Raw genomic sequence first — 18883 nt, 5'->3', positions numbered from 1 at the left:
GGCCGCCCGCCGGCCCCACCAGCACCATCCGCACCAAGGAGGACCCGCGCGTGCGTCCCACCCTCGCCGCCGACCAGGTACGGGCCAGTCTGAGCCAGTACCTCGCGACGACGTACGCGCTGGCCGACGAGTCCACCCGCCGCGCCCTGGAGGGCTTCCTCGGCGACGCCGAGGACGGCATCTTCCGCGGCCCCTACCTCCGCGTCCGCACGCCGTTCAGGACCGCCGAGGGCGAGGACTGGAAGCGGCACCTGGCCTGGCACCCCGACCTCACCCCGTACCGCCACCAGGAGCGCGCCTGGGAGCGGCTGTCCACCCTGCACGGCCCGGCGCGGCCCACCCTCGTCACCACCGGAACCGGGTCGGGCAAGACCGAGTCGTTCCTGGTCCCGGTCCTCGACCACTGCCTCCGGGAGCGCGAGGCCGGCCGGGAGGGCGTCAAGGCGATCCTGCTCTACCCCATGAACGCCCTCGCCACCGACCAGGCCCACCGGATCGGCAAGCGCCTCGACGACCCGAAGGACACCCGGCTGCGCGACGCCGGCGTGCGGGCCACGCTCTACATCGGTGACAAGCCGTCCCAGGAGTTCAAGCAGGCCAACCCCGCGATCGCCGTCGACCGGGATGAGATCCGCCGCACCAGGCCCGACATCCTGATCACCAACTACAAGATGCTCGACCTGCTCCTCCAGCGGCCCGAGGACCAGCGGCTGTGGCAGGACTCCCCGCTCGCGTACGTCGTGCTCGACGAGTTCCACACCTACGACGGCGCCCAGGGCACGGACGTCGCCATGCTGCTGCGCCGCCTCGGATCGGTCACCGGCCTGGCCGAACCCGGTCGGCCCCTGGGGCCGGTCTGCCCCGTCGCCACCTCCGCCACCCTCGGCGAGAGCGGTCCCGACGACAGCGGTTCCGCGGCGGCCAGGCGGGGCGAGGCAGGGCGACCCGGCATGCTGGAGGTCGCTGAGCAGGTCTTCGGCGTGCCGTTCCCGCCCGACGCGGTCGTCGGCGAGGACCGCCGCTCGGTGAAGGACTTCACCGGCAAGAGCGACTTCTCCCTGCCGTTCCCGTCGCCCCAGGAGGTCGACGCCCTTGGCGACCCCACCCGCGACCCGGGAGTCATGGACGACCTCATCGCGGCCTTCACGGGCCTGAGCGGACCCACCCCCGAGGAACTCGGAGCCGTCCTGCGCCGGCACCGGCTCACCTCCGCCGTCCTGGAGATCCTCGACGGCACCCCCAGGACCCTCGCCGAGATCACCGAGGTGCTGCCCCGCTATGCCTACCACTGGGGCATGGCCGTACAACAGCGGCCAGGCCTCGCCGCCCGTGCTCTCGCCCGCTACCTCGCCCTCCTGTCGTACGCCCGCGACCCGGAGCACCCCGGGCGGCCTCTGCTGTCCGTCGAGATCCACCACTGGGTCCGCTCGGTCTCCCGTGTGCTGCGCGGCATCAGCGCCGCACGCGCCGAGTTCCGTTGGGACGACGAACGGGTGACCTCCGGCGGCGCGCTGGCCCGCGCGGGCCGGACCTCCGGTGCCAGGCCGTCGCCGTACGACGGGGAGGGCCCGTCCGTGCCGCTCGACGCCGCCGGGCAGGCCCCCGCCCCGGCCGACGACAGCGCGCCGCCGCCGGCCCAGGTCTTCCTGCCCGCCGTGTTCTGCCGGGAATGCGGACGCTCCGGCTGGGCCGCGTACTCGCCGGAAGTCGACCCCGCCCACCTCGACCTGAACGCCACGAAGATCCGCCGGGCCTCCGTCGGTCGCGACAAGCGCCGGGTGCGCAACATGATCGCCGCGACCCCCCGGGAGGTGCACGAGGCCGCCTTCGCCACCGGCCCGGACCGCCGGCGCGGTGGTCCCGCCGTCATGGTCCTGGAAGGCACGGGAGGACGGCTCCGGCCGCTGGCGCCCGAGACCGACTTCACCGCTCCGGAGGACGGCGAGGGAGCGAGCAGGCCCAAGCCCCTGCACAACGCCGCCTTCGTCCACGCCGACCTCGACGGTGACCGGGCGGCCGAACGCGACCAGTGCCCGGCCTGCCGCACCTTCAACTCCATCCGCTACCTCGGCACCGGCCTCGCCGCGCTCGCCGCCGCCGCCGTCACCCAGCTCTTCACCGGCGGCGAGCTGGACAAGAACCTGGGAGAGGACAAGACCCTCCTCTTCAACGACTCCGTCCAGGACGCCGCCCACCGCGCCGGATACGTCGCCAGCCGCTCGTACACCTTCTCCCTGCGCGCCCTGCTCGCCAGCCGCATCGGCGAGGACGAGCCGGTCACCCTGAACGACCTCGCCGCCGACCTCATCGCGGACGTCGTCGACAGCAAGGCCGTGCAGGCCGCCGTCATCCCGCCGGACCTCCACCTCGTCCGGGGTGTGGACACTCTGCTCTCCGGACGCAGTCGCGGGTCCCGCGCCACCTGGGAACTGATCGCGCAGCGGCTGGCCTTCGCCACCGTCATGGAGTTCGGCCTCCGCTCCCGGCAGGGCCGCACTCTGGAACTCACCCGCACCGTCGCCGCCGACGTGCCCCTCCAGGACCCGGACGCAGTGGCCGACCTCGTACGGGAGATCCTCCTCACCACCCCCGGAGAGATCGCGCTGCCCGACGGCTCGGCGCCCGGACCCGACCGGTACACCGGCTTCGTCCGGGGGCTGCTGGAGCGGATGCGGATCCGCGGAGCCGTCCGGCACGCCTGGCTGGACCCCTGGCTCGACCAGGCCGGCGTGCGCCGGTGGGCCATCTGGGGCGGGCGGGAGACCGGGATGCCGGCCTTCCCCCGCGGCGTCTCCGCCCCCGCCTTCCTGCTGGGCGCGCCCAAACAGGGGAGCGAGGACTTCGACGTCCTCACCGGCCGGCTCGGCTGGTACCAGGACTGGGCCGTGCGCTCCCTCGGACTGCGCCCCGAGGCGGCCGGCGTCTTCCTGACCCGGCTGCTGCCCGCGCTCGCCGACATGGGCGTCGTTTCCGCGCGCACGGCGCTCGACGGCGCCACCCGTGTCTACGGACTCCAGCCCGGCCACATCCAGGTCCGGGCCCTCGCCGACGACACGCTGCCCGACGCCACCGCGCACTGCCCCCGGTGCTTCTGGGAACAGACCATCCACCCCGACCTCGCCGACCAGTGGCACGGGCAGCCGTGCCCCCGCTACCGGTGCGGCGGCACCCTCGGCACCGGACGCGACCTCGACAGCGGACTGCGGCAGCGGGACTTCACGGACGACTTCTACCGCCGCATGTACCGCGAGGCCGGCGTCTTCACCATCAACACCGCCGAGCACACCGGCACCCTCAGCCGCGCCAAACGGGAGGCGGTGGAGAAGGCGTTCCGCGAGGGCACCCGCGTCCACTACGCCAACCCGCAGGTGCTGTCCTGCACCCCCACCCTCGAACTCGGCATCGACATCGGCGACCTGTCGGCCGTCGTCCTTGCCTCGCTGCCGAAGGGACCGGCCAACTACATCCAGCGGGTGGGCCGTGCGGGGCGCTCCACCGGCAACGCCTACCTGCTCACCATGGTCGACCGCGGTCCGCGCGACCGCTACTACCTCGAAGAACCCCGGCTCATGATCGCCGGAGAGGTCCTGCCGCCCGGCTGCTACCTGTCCGCCGCCGAGATCCTGCGCCGCCAGTACCTGGCCCACCTCCTCGACCTCGCCGGCGCCGGACGGCTGACCGCTCCCGACGGGACACCCCTGCGGCCCCTGCCCGGACGCGCCACCGAACTCTTCGGTGCCTCGGCCTGGCAGGCCGAGTTCGCCGAAGCCGCGCTCGCCGCCGGCGCACGGCTCGTGCAGGGCTTCCTGGACCTGTTCCCTCCCTACGACGAGGGCCGGGGCACCGGAGTCAGCCCCCAAGCCCGCGCCGCCCTCGTCACGTACGCGACCGACCCCGGCGAGGACGGACTCGGTGCCGCCCTCGACACCGCGTGCAGGCGCTGGGAGGACCGCCGCGCCGAACTCCAGCGCCGGACCGAAGCCATCGACCGGGCCCACGGGCTGCTCGTCGCAGGCGACCCGGACCACGAGCGGCAGGGACGTGAACTGCGGGCCGAGCGCCGGGACGTGGCACGCGTGTCCCGGGAGATCAGCCGTACCACCGCCCACGGAGCCCTCGTCGACCTCGGCCTGCTGCCGAACTACAGCCTGATCGACTCGACCACCGAGCTGGAGGCCACGCTCACCTGGACGGAGAAGGCCGCCGACGAGGCCCGCACCAACTACAGCAAAACCCTGCGCCACAGCCGCCCCGCCCGCCTCGCCCTCTCCGAGTTCGCCCCCGGCAACCACTACTACGTCCAGGGGTACAAGCACCACGTCACCGGCCTCGACATCGGCAGCCCCGGACGCCCGGCCTGGCTCTGGTGGCGTGTCTGCCCCGACTGCGGCCACGTCCGCACCCACCGCGCCGAACAGGACCCCTCCCCGTGCCCCCGCTGCCGGTCCGCGGCCATCGGCGACATCGGCTGCCTGCACAAGGTCCTCGTACCGCGCCGCGTCACCTCCCGCGACGAACGCGACGACGTCCGCGTACGCGACGACAGCGACGAGCGCGAGAGGCGGCACTACACGATCGTTCCGGCCGTCGACATCGACGCGCGCGACATCGAACAGGCCTGGAAGCACGAACACGCCACCTTCGGATGGGAGTTCACCCGCCAGGCGCGGATCCGGCACATCAACGTCGGAGCCACCCGCGTCGACGGCGGCACCACCGACTCGACCTTCGCCGGGCAAGAGGTCCGCCTCAACCCGTTCTGGGTCTGCGACGCGTGCGGCTTCGCCGACCCGGACGGCGGCCCCGCCGCCCACGACGCCTCCGACGCGACGGCCCACGCCCGGTACCACCGACCCTGGTGCCCCCGGCGACGGGCAGCAGCCGACCTCGCACGGCGAGGCGAGCGGGTGCTGCTCGCCCACGAACTCCGCACCGACGCCCTGCGCATCCTCATCCCCGCCGTCACCGCCCACACCAAGGAACGGCTCGCGTCCTTCAAGGCGCTGCTCCTGGCCGGCATCGCCCGCAGCTACGGCGGCGACCCCGACCACCTGGCGGTCGTCACCGACTCCATGCCCGAGGAAGGCGGCGACAGCCCGCTCCGCCGCCACTTCCTCGTCCTGTACGACACGCTGCCCGGTGGCACCGGGTACCTGCACCGTCTCGCCGGCCGCGACGGTCTGCGGGGCGTCCTGGAGGACGCACGGCAGGTGATCGAGACCTGCGTGTGCGCGGGCGAGGGGCGGCCCGCCTGCCATCGCTGTCTGCTCCGCCACGTCACCGACGGCGAGTACGAACTCGTGAGCCGCGAGCACGCCCTCGACATGCTCGGCGAGCTGTTCGGCCGCACGGCGGACCGCTGGAGCACCGAACCGGTGGCCACCACGCGGGACATCACCCTCGTGCACCAGGTGGAGAGCGAACTGGAGGCCCTCTTCCGGCGCGGGCTGCTGGAATGGGCCGACCGCATGGACGACGTCAGCGTCCGCACCGCGTTCACCGCCGACGGCACCAGGGACACCAACCTGCGCTTCACCGCGCCCGACGGGACCGTCCGCGGCTGGGAGATGGAGACCCAGACGCCGCTCGGCTTCACCCGGCCGGACGTGGTCTTCCGTAGCACCGACGACGACCGCAGGGTGGCCGTCTACCTCGACGGCTACCGCTACCACGCGAGCCCCGGTCACCTCACCGCCGAGGAGGACGCGGCGAAGCGCACGCGGCTGCGCGCCGACGGGTGGCAGGTCTTCCAGCTCACCTGGGACGACGTACAGGCCTGGACAGGACGCTCCGTGCCGCAGGCCGACCCGGTGTGGAAGCCCTACCCGAACACCGCGCAGAAGACGGCCATGGACGTCCACCGGCGCATGCACGCGGGCGACACCCGCGACCTGACGCGCCTGGTGTGGGCCAACCCGGTCGAGACGCTCATCGGATACCTCACCGACCCGGACCCGGAGGCCTGGCGGCGCCGCGTCCAGAGCGCCCTCGCCGGCTTCGCGGCCGTCTCGGCGACCAGCCGGGCGCTGGCCGACGGCGCGGAGACCGGGCGCAGGATCAGCGAGGCGCTGCACGGGCGACGGCTGGCGGGAGGGCAGGGAGCCGTCCAGGTCATGGCGACCCGGGACGCCTCGGGATGCCCGCTCACCATCGCGCTCGATCTGCGCAGGGGGCAGAGCGGAGCGGTCTGGACGGCGCTGACCGTCCTCGACGACAGCCCCGACACGGTCGCGTCCGACGAGACCGCCCATCGCAGGCGCTGGCAGGCGTGGCTCTACTGGAGCAACCTGATCCAGTTCCTCGACGCGGGGGAGGGGGACGGGGTCCAGCTCACGACCGGCATGCTGCCCGGATTCGACCCGGCCGAACTGGCGGTCACCGGCGGAGCCGGATGGCTCACCTCCCAGCGGCGCGCGCACACGCCGGCACCGGAGGCCCCCGAGCCGTCGGTGGACCGGCAGGGGCCTGCGGCCGCCGCGCTCGTCCGTGATCCCGGCTGGGACGAGGTCATCGAGTTCCTCGTCGAGGATCCGGGGCTCGACGCGCTCGCCGGCGCGCTCGCCGACCGGGGCGTTCCCGCTCCCGAGGCTGGCTACGAGCTGGGAGCGGCCGCCTGGCCCGCCGAACTCGCCTGGCCCGCCCGGCGCGTGGGCGTCGTCCTCGCCCACCGCCCGGACCCCGGGAGCAGCCGGGACATCGACGCGGAACAACGGGACGCGGCCTACCACGACGCGGGCTGGAAGGTTCGCACCGCGACGGAATGGGACGCCGACGAACTCGCCACGCTGGCGCGAGGCGACGCGGACGGAACCACGAACGACCACGGGGAGAACGAGCGATGACGGTCACCAGCACGCCGCGGACAGGCGTGACCCTGCGCCTGCTCGACAAGGCGGACAAGGAGATCGTCAAGCTGGACCGCGCGGTCCTCGGGGCGTTCTACAAGTTCCAGCACGACTTCCGCCGCAATCCCGACGCCGGCGGGTTCCACCTCAAGCAGTTGGAGGGCCACGACCGCCTCTGGTCGGCGCGCGTCAACCGGGAGTGGCGGGCGCTGATGATCCGCCTCGGCGGTGACGACTGGCTGCTCGTCTCGGTCAAACATCGTGGGCATGTCCACAAGAACCTGGACCGGTTTAACTACGGCATCAACCACATCACCGGCGCCATCGAGTACGTCGACCTCCAGGTCGTCGAGGAGAGCCTGCTGCGCCGCGGCCTCACACCGCCCGCGGCGCCCGCGCCCGTGTCCGCGCCACCCTCCGCTCCCGCCCCCGAACCGGTCGGATCGCAGCCGCCGGAGGAGCCGCTCTTCGGCGCCTACACCGACCGACAGCTCGCGGACCTCGGTGTCACCGAGCCCCTCATCCCCATCGTCCGGAAGCTCACGACGGACGACGAACTGCTCGGCCTCGCCGAGTACGCGCCCCGCCACACCGGGGAGGTCCTCCTCCGGCTGCGTGACGGCGTCCCCTACGAAGAGGTCATGGAGCAGGTGACCGCCCCCGTCGCGGTGGCCGAGCCCGAACGGAACCTCGACGCCGACGACTGGCAGGCGGCCGTCGACCGCTCCCAGACCGTGGTGATCACCGATGACGAATCCCTCCAGAGCATCCTGGAGGAGGGCGACTTCGGCCGCTGGAAGATCTTCCTCCACCCCACCCAGGAGAAACTGGTCCGACGGCGGTACTCCGGCCCGGCCCGGGTCGGCGGCGGGCCGGGAACCGGCAAGACGATCGTCGCCCTCCACCGCGTCTGCCATCTGGTGGGCCAGCTTCCCCCCGGCCACACCAAGCCCGTTCTCCTCACCACCTTCAACCGGAACCTCGCCGCGGACCTGCGGGCCCGGCTGCTCTCCCTCGGCGGACCCGACGTCCTGGCGCGCGTCGACATCGCCCATGTCGACCAGCTCGCCACCCGCATCGTCAGCGAAGCCGACCCGGGCAACGCGAAACGGCGGATCGACGACACGTCGGCCCTACGCGAGTGGCGGGAACTGCTGGTGGAGACCGGGGAGACCCGCTGGAACGCCGAGTTCCTCAGCGACGAGTGGAACCAGGTCATCCTCGGCCAGGCCGTGACCTCCCGGAGCGACTACTTCACCGCTCGCCGAGCGGGGCGGGGCCGCAGTGTCACCCGCGCCGAACGCGCCGGCATCTGGCAGCTGGCCGAGCGCTTCACCCAACGACTGGAGACCAAGGGCCTGGAGACCCACCGCCAGGTCGCCGAGCGGGCCGCACGACTGGAGATGGCGCGCAAGTCCCGCATCGACCGGCGTGCGGAGGAACGCGACGAGCGGGGCGGCCTGCACAACCTCCATTTCGAGGCCGGCTCCGGGGCCTGGCTGCGCTACCGATACCGGCACATCGTGGTCGACGAGGCGCAGGATCTCAGTGCCGCCCACTGGAAGATGCTGCGCGCCATGGTGCCGTCCGAGCCCGACGACATCTTCCTCGTCGGAGACACGCACCAGCGGATCTACGACAACCAGGTCACCCTCGGCAGCCTCGGCGTCCACATCCGCGGCAGGTCCTCCCGGCTGACCCTCAGCTACCGCACGACCCGGGAGATCCTGCGTGACGCCATCCGGGTCCTGGGCGACGCCGACTACGACGACCTCGACGGTGACACCGACACGCTCGCTGGCTACCGCTCTGTCCTCCACGGCACGGAACCCTCGCTCCGCGGTGCACGGAGCTGGGACGAGGAGATGGACCTCGTCGTCGAGCAGTTGCGGGCCTGGCACGACGTGCCCCGGGAGGCCATGGCGATCTGCGTCCCGACCAACGACATGGTCACCCAGCTCGCCGACCGCCTCGCGCGAAGCGGGATCACACCTTCGGAGATCACCCAGGACGGGCCGCGGGGCGACCAGGGTGTCCACATCGGCACCATGTACCGCTTCAAGGGACTGGAGTACCGCTGCCTGATCATCGCTGGAGCGGCCGAGGGGCTTGTACCCCGGGCCTCTGTCGACGCGTGGGAGCACACGGATCCGAGCCGCCACCGGCGAGAACTGCACCGCGCCCGGTCGCTGCTCTTCGTCGCGGCGACCCGCGCCCGCGACGCGCTCGCCATCACCTGGCACGGCGAGCCGAGTCGCTTCCTCGCACCTCTTCTCCCACCGAGGTGAGCGGAAGCCCCACTTCCCTGCTGCAGGGGTTGGGCAGGGCGGCGGCGTCGAAGCGGCGCATCAGGGACGGCTGACCGCGGTGGTTCGCGCACGGGGCGCCGCCCGGTCCTCGAAGGCACCGCTGGTTCCCTCGCGGGAGTGGATCTCGCGCAGGCCGGTGAGCAGGGCGATCGCGATGGCGTCTGGGTCGGCCTTCTTCTCTACGATCGCCGGTCGACGTCCTGCTGTGCCGCTCGACGTGCTGCGCGAGCTCGCCACCGAGTCGAAGAGGGGCCCTGACGGCAGGCCACCGGTCCCCACTACGCGGCGCCGGCCGTGACCCCCGGGTGTGAGATGACTCGGTGCGGGCCACCGACGCGGATTCCGGTAAGTACCCCGCCGCCACTCGCCTGACGAGGAGCGGACTGACGGCCCCACGCGTTCACCGTGGGGCCGCCCGAGCCTGCCGGGAAAGGCGTCAGACGGCTGGGTCGTGATCCACGAGCTTCAGGAGCTTGAGCAACCCGCCCGTAGCGGCCAGAGCCGCGGCATCCTCAGCAGGCGCGTCCACCGCCCAGTGGGCAAGGTCGTTGCGGTAGTCCCGCACGGTGGCCAGCCGCCGACTGATGTCCTGCTGCTCGAAGGGCCACCGCAGCTTGTTCCAGCAGTGGGCGTCCTCTACCAGGAAGACGTACTGGCCGAGGCTGAGATGCTGACCGCGCTCCATCGTCCTGCGGATCTCCCTCGGCAGCTCGTCGGTGGAAAAGTGCCTGATCAGGCGGCGCAGCCGCCGTTCCAGCTCCTCCAAGAGAATGAACGGCTCGATGCGCTGCTTCAGCTGCCCTGCGAGGTCGGTCGAGGTCAGAATCCCGATCACCGCGTTCTCGCCATCCACGATGATTGTGAAGCCACTCTGCTGGATGCGGTCCATCCGGTCGAAAAGAGCATGTTCCACCCGAGCGGTCTCGGGATGCGGATCCAGGGCGTTGGCCACCGTGGCAGTCCTGCCGCCCAGCTGCGTCCTTGCGATTCCCTCCCAGGTGATGACCCCACGCAGCACGTTGTTGTGGTCCACGACCGGAAGCTGGGAGAAGTCGCTCTCGATCATCGGGGTGATCGCCTGGCTCAGCGCATCGCCCATCCGGACCGTCACAACCTCCCGAACGAACGGAAGGTTGCCGATCCGCCAGGTCAGGTCACGGTCACGCGGGCCATCGGCTTTCGAATGCGCCTGCTGCTCGTCCCCTCGGACCTGATCATGGATGCCTTCCCCAAGGCCGGTGGACCCTGCCGCGGACACGGTGACGAGGCCGTCCAACTGCACGTCGTTGAAGTGAGGATCCACCCGGAGGCCGAGCTCCGCGAGGTTCTGGTCCACCAAGTCGATGACGTCGGAGGTTCGCCGCTTCCACCCCCACAAGCCGATCAGGTCACGGGCGGTCAACTGCCTGGTGCCGCTGTCCCGGACATCGCTCACCAAGTCCTCCGGGCTGTTGGGCGGCTCGCCGTCACCCACGTAGCCCGGGTCCGTACCCGTCTCTGCAAGAGCCTGCACGCGTACCGCGGCGTCGCGCCGACTCAACTCGCTGACCGTGAGGAATGCCCCCATGCTGTCCCGCAGATCACCCCGAACGGCAGCTCGCTCCAGGACCGGGCGGACCCAGTCCATTTTCCGCACGTGTCGGAAGCCCGGCGGCGCCGCGGCCCGGTATTCGTACGGTCCGGTCAGCAGGCCCAGGGCCACGACCGACAGATGCTTGCGCGGCATGACGACGTAGTCGCCGGTCTCCATCGCGATGAAGCGCCAGAGCTGGCGCTTCCAGTTGTCGATGGTGCCAACCGACTCCCCCGGGTACGCCTTGGCCAGCAAATCACCGATGTCGTCGGATGAAGAGCAGTCGCTGAGGTCGCCGAGCTCCTCCCAGCCCACGATCGCCAGTCCCTCGGAGAGCGCGGCCTGCTCCCGTTCCCCTGACTGTCCGCCCCGTACCGTCCAGGCCCGCACCATGCCCGCCCCCTCGTCAACCGTCCAGATGCGCACCCGAGTGTTCCGGGTCAGCGGACTCGGTACAAGCGAGATCACAGTCCAGACGTCCCCACATGAGCCTTACCGAGAGGCTTCCAAGCCGGCCGGGGCATCGCCGACGGGCGATGCCCCCAGGGGAGCTCGACACACGAGGCGCACTGCGAGATTCCGCGAGGGACGCGGGCTCCGTACGTGTGTCCCGCTCCGAGCCCTCATCGGCACTTTGGCCGGACGGCTACAGCCGCATTAGACCTTGGTGACGATGACGCTACCGCCACGGAGGGTGACGAGGTCCTCTGAGGTGGAGGTGAGGATAGTGACCGGCCCTGGGGCGGCCAGGGCCGTGGCGGCGAGCATGACGTCGATGGTGTGCCTGTGGCCGGCGGCCGGTCTGGGAGACCCCAGCGGATGCTGCGGCGTGCGTCGAGAGTCGCCCGTAGCGCCCGTAATGCACATTGACCTTGAGTCCGATTTACGTCGCGTGAGTCTCTGACCTGCGATTTTCTTCCATGTGTTTTCCGTTGACCTGTTCCCGATGACCCACCACGTGGAGTGCGTCGCGATCCTTGAGCCTGCCGAAAAGGGCCGCTGACCTGCCGTTTCTCCGAGTGTGCGTTATGGGCGTTACGTGTGTTAGGTGCGATATCTTGACGCATATTCGACGCACGTGACGCACGTTTGACGCATGAATGGCGTGCTGTCTGATGGGCCGTCATGCGCGGTTTGGCGGCTGTCGGCGAAATCCACGGGCGGGGGCCGATGGTCCCCCGAACGGGCAGGGAGGCTGGCCGCCGAGCCGTCGCCTACCCTGTCATCGCGCCTCTCGGCGCTGACTCTCCGTAGCGCTCGTGGGGTGTTAGGCATGTGCCGCTGCAGGGCTTCAGCCTCCGCGGGAGGGCCTCAGATCGTCGGCTCATGGTCCGGCGTATCTCAACGTCCTCGACCGCTTCGGCGATCCAGCCAGCGCATAGCCGGTCTTTCCTCAGGCGTCATGAGATTTGACTACTTGATCAGGCGTCTTGCCGCTACCTAAACACGTCGGTTCTCGGGCCGGCGCGGGTGGGATGTCGTCCACATCGTCGGCCGGTCACCAATGGGTGCGCCGGGCATGTTCGGCCCGCTTGGCGGCTACGGCCTCTGGCTCGACGAGGCCGTGGGTCTCTGGAAGTCGGCGATCAGCCCGTTCGAGCTGTAGGTATGCATCGAAAGGTCGCGCGTAGTGCCCGTAGTGCACACTGCTCTTACGTCCGATACGCGCCGCACGTGGCGCTGACCTGCGGTTTTCTTCGACTTGTTTGTGTAGATCTGTTTCTTGGGACCCACCACGTGGAGTGTGTCGCCATCCTGGAGCCCGCCGAAAAGGGCCGCTGACCTGCGAGTTCGGCAGGTGTGCATTATGGGCGCTACGCGCGTTATGGGCGATATCTTGACGCATATCTGACGTACGTGACGCACGTTTGACGCACGAACGGCGTAGTTTCCGACATGCCGTCATGCGTGGTTTGGTGGCCGCCGGCGGAGCCCTCAGTCGGGTGGCCCGTGGGCCCCTCGAAGGGGCGGGGAGACCGGCTGTCGAGCCGTCGGCTGACCCCGCCCTTGCGCCTCTCGATGCTGACGTTCCGTGACGCCGGGTGGGGCCTCAGTCGGGCGGCGTGTCATGGGTCATAGGGGCTCAGTGTCCGAGGAACTCCCAGGAATCTGACCGTGCCGAATGACGGCTGGGGAACTGAGCAGAGGAGGTCCAGCAGCGCATCCTTGGCGATACGTATCCCGAGGGCCGCGGCCAGGCGGGCGCCGGGACGGCCCGCCAGGCACAGAGCGATCGAGGTGAGCATCGACCGCAGTACCTGCGTCTGCCGGGCATGCGGCCCGGCCAGCCCCTCGATCTGCTCGGTGAACGTCACGGCCGGGCACCGGCTGCTTAGGCACTTGAAGCGGCGCACGGTCAGCTCGATGACTACCGGGCTGCCGGCCACGGGCGCGGGCGCGTCGCCGAGCCGGCGGACGTACCGGCCGTGCACCCGCCACGATGGCATGCCGCATCCCGGGCAACTCACTGGCAACGTCTGACACCCCGAGCGGAGCGTGATGACCCCGGCCGTTCGCTTGATCGACTCGATGACAACACCGGACAGATGCGGCAACAATCGCCCCAACACCCCTGAACTGCACGCCCGGAGACTGCCCAGATCAGCCCTGCGACATCACAAGATCCCCGACAGGGCCGAATTGCGCAAGCGTCTAGACTAGGAAGGGACTGCGTTAACAATCAATACCCTTCGGGCAAGCGAACCGGGGCGAGGGCCCAGTGCATCAGCGGCGCGTGAGACGTGGGTCGAGGGATCCCTCCGCGTTGCTCGTGTGGGCGTAGGGGCGCAGAGTTGTAAGTGTGGGTTGTAGCGCCGGTAGGCGTCTGTCGATCGACTGCCGCGTCGTCGCCGACGTCCGGCATGCCGCCGGCGCCATGGTTAGTCTGTCCGCCCGCCCCATGGGATGGGAGATGGGCGACCCCTGACGGGGGTTGGGATGACCTCGGAATCGAAGTTGCGGAATGCCGCTCTCGCTCTCGCGCTCCTCGTCGTTGCCGCGGGCCTTGGCCTGGTAGCGGTTCAGCTTCTTGGGCGGAGTCTGCAGGAGGGCGGTGCCGGTCTCCTTGCCCTCGGACTGATGGCCGCCGCCGCAGGGGCCGCGGCCGGCGGTTATGCGGTGTTTCGCGTGGGGCTGGCGTTGACCGGCCCACGCGATTCGGGCCTCCGGAAGGGTGTGATCTTCGGCGTACTGGCGGGGTTCTCGGAGGTCGGCCTCGTCTGGCTCGCAGTCGTCTTCGCCGTCGATGGCCGACCAGGACCAGCGTGGCTCGCGGGCGGAGTCGCACTTGCGGTCCTGCTGTTCTGGACAGGCCTGGTCATCCGAGACAGCGGGATGGGAGGTCACGAGCTAGCCGTCGTCGTGGGCGGCGTCGCTCTGTCCGGCGCCGCCTTTGGCTGGCTGGTAGTCCGTCTGGCGGCGGATGACCGCCCACTGGTCGCGTGGCTCATGGCCGTGCCAGCCCTCGGCCTGATCACGCTCATCTACCGCTTGCGCGATGCGGACGACCTGGACGGTTGGCCCGGTTGGGGGCTGATCTTGCTCTTCACGGCAGGTCTGGGCGCGGTCGCGGCAAAGCTCGCTGTCGACGGTCATTCCGTCGCCGCAGGGCTTGTCTGCGGGCTCTGGCTGATCGGGATACTCGTTGGCTTGCGTTTGCTGGATTTCTGGTCCTGGTCCGACCTGACCTCGTCCAGAGGCCTGCGCAGGAGTGGTCCGGAACCCATCGGACCTCCTCCCGGAGGCATGGTGCCGCTGTGGGCGCGCGCCGTGGGCTTGATCGTGCCACTGGGCGCTGTCGTGTGGGCCGAACTCGACAATGCCGGACGTCCAGGCACCGGCTTGGCCGATGTGCTGGTCGGCGTGGCCGAAGTGGCGATCGCGGCCGCAGTGTTGTTGATGCTTCAAGGGCTGGTCCTCGGCTGGCTGCGCCCAGGATGTGTGCCGCTCCTTGTGGAGGCGGCTGCTAAATACGTGCGGCAGAGGGAACCGTCGCGGTACTACCCGAACCGTGACAGAGAGTGGTCGGATCGCGAGCGGCACTTGCGGGGGTACGAGCCGTACATGCGGGAGCACGAGCCCCACTTGCGGGAGCGCGAGATGTACGCCCGGCCCCCGCACGGGTGGGAGAGCGATGACCTGCACCAGGAGCGGGCGCGGTCCGAATGGGAGCGGGCACGGTCCGAACGGGAGCGGGCGTCGCGTGACCAGGAACGAATCAGGGAGGAGTTCTACCGGTACGGCCTTGCCCCTCGGCCCACCGGGCTTCTCAGCCGTTTGGTCCGTCCGCTTTCTCCCGCAGGTGGCAGTGCCGCCGCTGTCGCGGCGGCACTTAGCACCGGCCTGGTCGTCGATAGGGTGTGGCCGCGGATCGAACTGGTCGCCTCGCTCGAGGTGAAGCGTGAGGCGCACCGTAGGGGCAGGGACGTCGCGCTGCTGCGCGTCACGGCTGCCAGCGCCGTCTGTGCCGGGCTGAGTTGGCCGTTCGCGGCCGGTGTCGTCGCCCGGTCCCAACCTGGCGGCGGCGGCTTGGCGATGCTGTTCATCGGGCCGTTCCTGATCGCTCTGGCCGCGCTGGCGCTGGGCCGGCGGCGGATCGTGGAGGCCTACGAGCACCGCGTGAGCGCCGTGGAGGTGTACCGCTTCGATCTCGCCGAAGCGGTGCGCCTGCCCCCGCCGGGCAGCAATGCCGAGCTGATCGCTCTCAGCGACGTACTGGAGGGCCATGGGGGATACGACCGGCCGCTCGTCTGGTCCGGCGCCGAGACCGCTGCTGCCGTCGAGGTGTCCGCCGTCAGCCGCGAGAGCCTGGGGTCCGAGGTATCCCAACGGGTACTTCGGGAGGTCTGCGAAGTGCTGCGGGACGAGCACGAGGCCCTGGCCCAGCGGCTCACGCCCGGGCGCCTCGGCAAGAAGGATCTGGGCAGGCTCGCACAGGAGGTCGCTCAGCACACGTCGAAGTCGGTCGGTGAGCGTCTCGGACGCCAGGTGGCGGACCTGCAGGAAAGATCGGCCCAAGGGCTGCGGCAGGTGCTGCGCGAGGGCATCGAGGAATCCGTCATCGGGCCGCCGTTGGCGAACTTCACCGGCTATTTCGCTCTCCAGCTCGCCGACGGTCACAAACCTGCGGCGGACGGAGCGGCGGATATCCGGCCGACTGGCGGAGCGGCCTATGGCACGACCGTCGTCGCGTCTCCTGGGCAGCGCCTCGGCCTGGTCCTTTTCGTGGTACGTGACCCCCGTGCGCGGGGTGCGGCTTCCACCCAGCAGACCGCCCCCGACCGGCAGTTCTTCGCCCTTGAACCCGTGAATGTCGAAGGAGGCAGAGATGTGCCGACCGTCGACTTCGAAGCCATGGTCGACAGTCCGACGCTCACTCCAAGTCCTCAGCGACAGACCCTGCGGACCCAGACGGAGGCACAGACGGTCTTCCGCTTCCAGATGCCGGACGAAGAGGGCAGTCACGAGGTTTGGTTCCAGCTGTATCAGAGCGGCCGGCTCATCCAGGTGATCGCTGTCTCTATCGCGGTACGGACCGCCGCCCCAGCCGACATAGGGGAGGCCTCAGGATGACCGGAAGCCTGGACGCTGACGTCACCGTGCATGTGCACCGTGCCGAGAACACACATATCGCCTTCCGAGCCCTCAACGGCACTCCGACCCTCAACATGACCTTGGCCCAGCAGGGGGTCCTGGACGAGGCGCGGCGTGCGCTCGATGCCGGCCTGCTTCGGCTCAAGGACGTGCTACCGGCTCTGGAGGTGGAAGAACGGGACATTCCCGAGGTCTTCGACGCCCTGCACCGGATCGGCCGGCGGCTTGCCGGCCTCCTCTTCGGTCTTCAGGCCGACGTCATCCAGGGACTCCAGACCTTCTGGAACAGCGCGCTGCCCTACGGCCGCAATCCAGACCTGCCGCCACCGCTCGTGGAGTGCATTGGCGACAAGGACACCTTCCTCCCCCTCGAAATACTTCCGCTCTACCGGATGCATCCGAACGTCCCCAGAAACCGTGAGGAACTCATCACCGAATGCCGCACGCTGGTCGGCTTCTCCTGCATGGTCAAGCGCACGATGCTGCTGACCGCTCCCCCCTCAGGCCTGCACCTGGAAGTCACCCCCGACGGTCGGCTGCCCCTGCGATTTCTCCAGCATGAGCAGCTCGAGGGCGCCCGGAAGGAGCTCGGCTGGTTCACCTCCACGGCAGCGCACCAGGTGGAGGTCGACGGGCCGTACCCCTATGGCGACACGGCGGCGGCCACCTTGGCAGAGCAGATCTTCGATCCTCGGCGGTCGCTCGCCGGTGAACTCCGGGACATGCCCGACCAGATTCTGCACTTCGCCTGCCACTGCTACGCGAACCTCGACACACCGCTCGACAACGAGATCGAGCTGAACGGCGGTGGTCAAGAGCTGCGAGTGCAGCTCGGCGCAATCATGGAGGACCTGATTGGGATGAAGTCCCGCACCGGCCAGGACACCTGCGAGATGCCGCTCGTCGTCATGAACGCCTGTGGTGCGGCACGCATGCACGCGACCAGCGCCCTCTCCTTCCCCTACCTCTTCCTGATAAACGGAAACCGCGGCTTCATCGGCAGCGAGATCGAAGTGCCGGACGGGGTGGCAGCGGAATTCTCCAAGGCCCTGTACGAACCGTTTCTGCTACGCCGACTGCCGCTCGGTCGGTCGGTGTTCGAAGCCCGTAGAAGCCTGTTGCACACGTACGGGAATCCGTTCGGCATCGCATACGCCGCCTATGCGGACCCACAACTCCATGTATGTCTGTGCCGAGCTGACGGAGGATGTCCATGTCTCAGCAAAATGACGAGCCAAAGCCCGCCGACCAGCACACCGACGTAGCGAAGAGCACCGGCGTCGTACGGGTGATTGGGCTAGAGGACAGTGGCGACGACCGCTCCCTGTTCAGGCGTCCCCAGGAATGGCGTATCGGCCGAGCCGAGATTCCCGTCGACGTCTTCCAGCATCGGGTGACCGGGTTCCTTGATTCGATGCGCTCGGTCATCGCCGGGCTTCCGGTGAACTGCGGCGATTTTTACCTCAATGAGGTCACGATCAGCGCCGAGGTCAGCGCCAAGGGGCAGATCTCCCTGCTGGGCTCTGGCGGGGAGCTGGCGGGGTCGTCGAGCCTGACCTTCACGTTCACCCGCGAGCCCCCCGAGTAGCGGCCTGGCCTGCCTGCGGTGTCTCGTGCGGGGCTGCGAGGTCCCGCGGTGCGCCGGATGCTGTCGTTGCGGGAGCGCCGTGGGCTGACCACCACTCACGTGCCCGTGGCGGCGGACGCGCTGAGGGTCTCGGAGGGGCCCGGCGCGGCGGTGCCGGGCGCGGCGGTGCCGGGCGCGGCGGTGCCGGGCGGCCTTGGTAAAGCCGGTCGCGCGGAGGCGGCCCTCATGGCCATTGGGGCGGGGAACGCGGAAAATTTGTGTCAGCATTCCGCACGTAGCGCCCATGACGCACACTAATCGTGTCACGGAGAAGGCCACACAAGGCTCTGACCTGCGGTTTTGTTCAACCTGTTTCGGATAGACCTGCTTCCGATGACGCACCACGTGGAGTGCGTGGCGATCCTTGAGCCCGCCTCAAAGGGCTCCTGACCTGCCGTTTCTCCGAGTGTGCGTTATGGGCGTTACGTGTGTTAGGTGCGATATCTTGACGCATGTCTGACGCACGTGACGCACGTTTGACGCACGGACGGCCCGGTTCCTGATGGGCCGTCATGGGTGTTTGGCGACCGCCGAGTGGAGCCCTCAGCTGAGTGGTCGTAGGCATCTTGAGGTGGCTGGGGCGCTGGCTGCCGAGCTGTTGGCTGCCACTGCCCCATCTACTTCTCGGTAGTGACGTTCCGTGATGCCAGGTGGGGTGTCCAATGAGTGTTGTGTCAGGGGTCGTAGGGGCTCCAGTGCCCGAGAAGGCCTCAGATCGTCGGCTCGTGGTGCGGGGCTGTCGGGCAGTCGGGGCGGTGTGTTCAGCGGATTGAGGCGCTCCACGCGGACTGTCGCCCAGTCGATCCATGTTTCGGCTTCGCTCCTGGCCTGACCTGTAGGTATGGCCTCGGTCCGGAGTCATCGGAGATGGCCCGGCGTCGTGCGGCGTGCACAGTCGTATGCCGGAGAAGCTGAACCCCTCGGGGTCTGCGGCCGT

General features: G+C 69.6%; 8 protein-coding genes. 5 read left to right on the top strand and 3 right to left on the bottom strand.

Annotation, left to right across the window (positions count from 1 at the left end; genetic code table 11):
- Positions 1-50: 50 nt before the first annotated feature.
- A complete protein-coding gene (locus ACFWV2_RS08295; RefSeq protein WP_384403566.1) occupies positions 51-6842 on the top strand; it encodes a DEAD/DEAH box helicase in 6792 nt (2263 codons plus the stop codon).
- Positions 6839-9133 carry a UvrD-helicase domain-containing protein gene (locus tag ACFWV2_RS08290; RefSeq protein ID WP_384403563.1) on the top strand — a complete coding sequence of 765 codons (2295 nt, stop codon included), beginning with the start codon at positions 6839-6841 and terminating at the stop codon, positions 9131-9133. Before ACFWV2_RS08295 ends, ACFWV2_RS08290 begins: the two co-directional genes overlap by 4 nt.
- 60 nt (positions 9134-9193) lie before the next feature.
- On the opposite strand, the gene ACFWV2_RS08285 is transcribed toward ACFWV2_RS08290, so the two are convergent.
- The 3 genes from ACFWV2_RS08285 to ACFWV2_RS08275 all read right to left on the bottom strand — a co-directional run bounded on the left by ACFWV2_RS08285 (position 9194) and on the right by ACFWV2_RS08275 (position 13285).
- On the bottom strand, positions 9194-9391 hold the full coding sequence (locus ACFWV2_RS08285; RefSeq protein ID WP_384403560.1) for a hypothetical protein: 198 nt from the start codon (positions 9389-9391) through the stop codon (positions 9194-9196).
- A gap of 199 nt (positions 9392-9590) precedes the next feature.
- Positions 9591-11153 (bottom strand): CBS domain-containing protein, encoded by a 1563-nt coding sequence (locus ACFWV2_RS08280; protein WP_384403556.1) that lies wholly within the window; start codon positions 11151-11153, stop codon positions 9591-9593.
- Positions 11154-12793: 1640 nt separating this feature from the next.
- On the bottom strand, positions 12794-13285 hold the full coding sequence (locus tag ACFWV2_RS08275; protein ID WP_384403553.1) for a transposase family protein: 492 nt from the start codon (positions 13283-13285) through the stop codon (positions 12794-12796).
- A gap of 379 nt (positions 13286-13664) precedes the next feature.
- On the opposite strand from ACFWV2_RS08275, the gene ACFWV2_RS08270 reads away from it, so the two are divergent.
- The 3 genes from ACFWV2_RS08270 to ACFWV2_RS08260 are packed head-to-tail and all read left to right on the top strand — an operon-like array spanning position 13665 to position 17907.
- Positions 13665-16298 carry a hypothetical protein gene (locus ACFWV2_RS08270; protein WP_384403550.1) on the top strand — a complete coding sequence of 878 codons (2634 nt, stop codon included), beginning with the start codon at positions 13665-13667 and terminating at the stop codon, positions 16296-16298.
- The gene (locus tag ACFWV2_RS08265) at positions 16295-17584 is read left to right on the top strand and encodes a CHAT domain-containing protein (RefSeq protein ID WP_384403547.1); all 1290 of its coding nucleotides are present in this window, start codon (positions 16295-16297) and stop codon (positions 17582-17584) included. The genes ACFWV2_RS08270 and ACFWV2_RS08265 overlap by 4 nt, the downstream gene beginning before the upstream one ends.
- The gene (locus ACFWV2_RS08260) at positions 17533-17907 is read left to right on the top strand and encodes a hypothetical protein (RefSeq protein ID WP_384403545.1); all 375 of its coding nucleotides are present in this window, start codon (positions 17533-17535) and stop codon (positions 17905-17907) included. Before ACFWV2_RS08265 ends, ACFWV2_RS08260 begins: the two co-directional genes overlap by 52 nt.
- Positions 17908-18883: the final 976 nt, after the last annotated feature.

This window comes from Streptomyces sp. NPDC058671 (assembly GCF_042716475.1).
GTDB lineage: Bacteria > Actinomycetota > Actinomycetes > Streptomycetales > Streptomycetaceae > Streptomyces.
The sequence above is the reverse complement of the archived record's forward strand: the minus strand, read 5'-3'. Positions and strand labels throughout refer to the sequence as shown.

Bases quoted from the DNA above. Each gene is read 5' to 3' on its own strand.
- ACFWV2_RS08290 (WP_384403563.1), top strand. From the start codon at position 6,839: ATGACGGTCACCAGCACGCCGCGGACAGGCGTGACCCTGCGCCTGCTC.
- ACFWV2_RS08270 (WP_384403550.1), top strand. From the start codon at position 13,665: ATGACCTCGGAATCGAAGTTGCGGAATGCCGCTCTCGCTCTCGCGCTC.
- ACFWV2_RS08265 (WP_384403547.1), top strand. From the start codon at position 16,295: ATGACCGGAAGCCTGGACGCTGACGTCACCGTGCATGTGCACCGTGCC.
- ACFWV2_RS08260 (WP_384403545.1), top strand. From the start codon at position 17,533: ATGTCTCAGCAAAATGACGAGCCAAAGCCCGCCGACCAGCACACCGAC.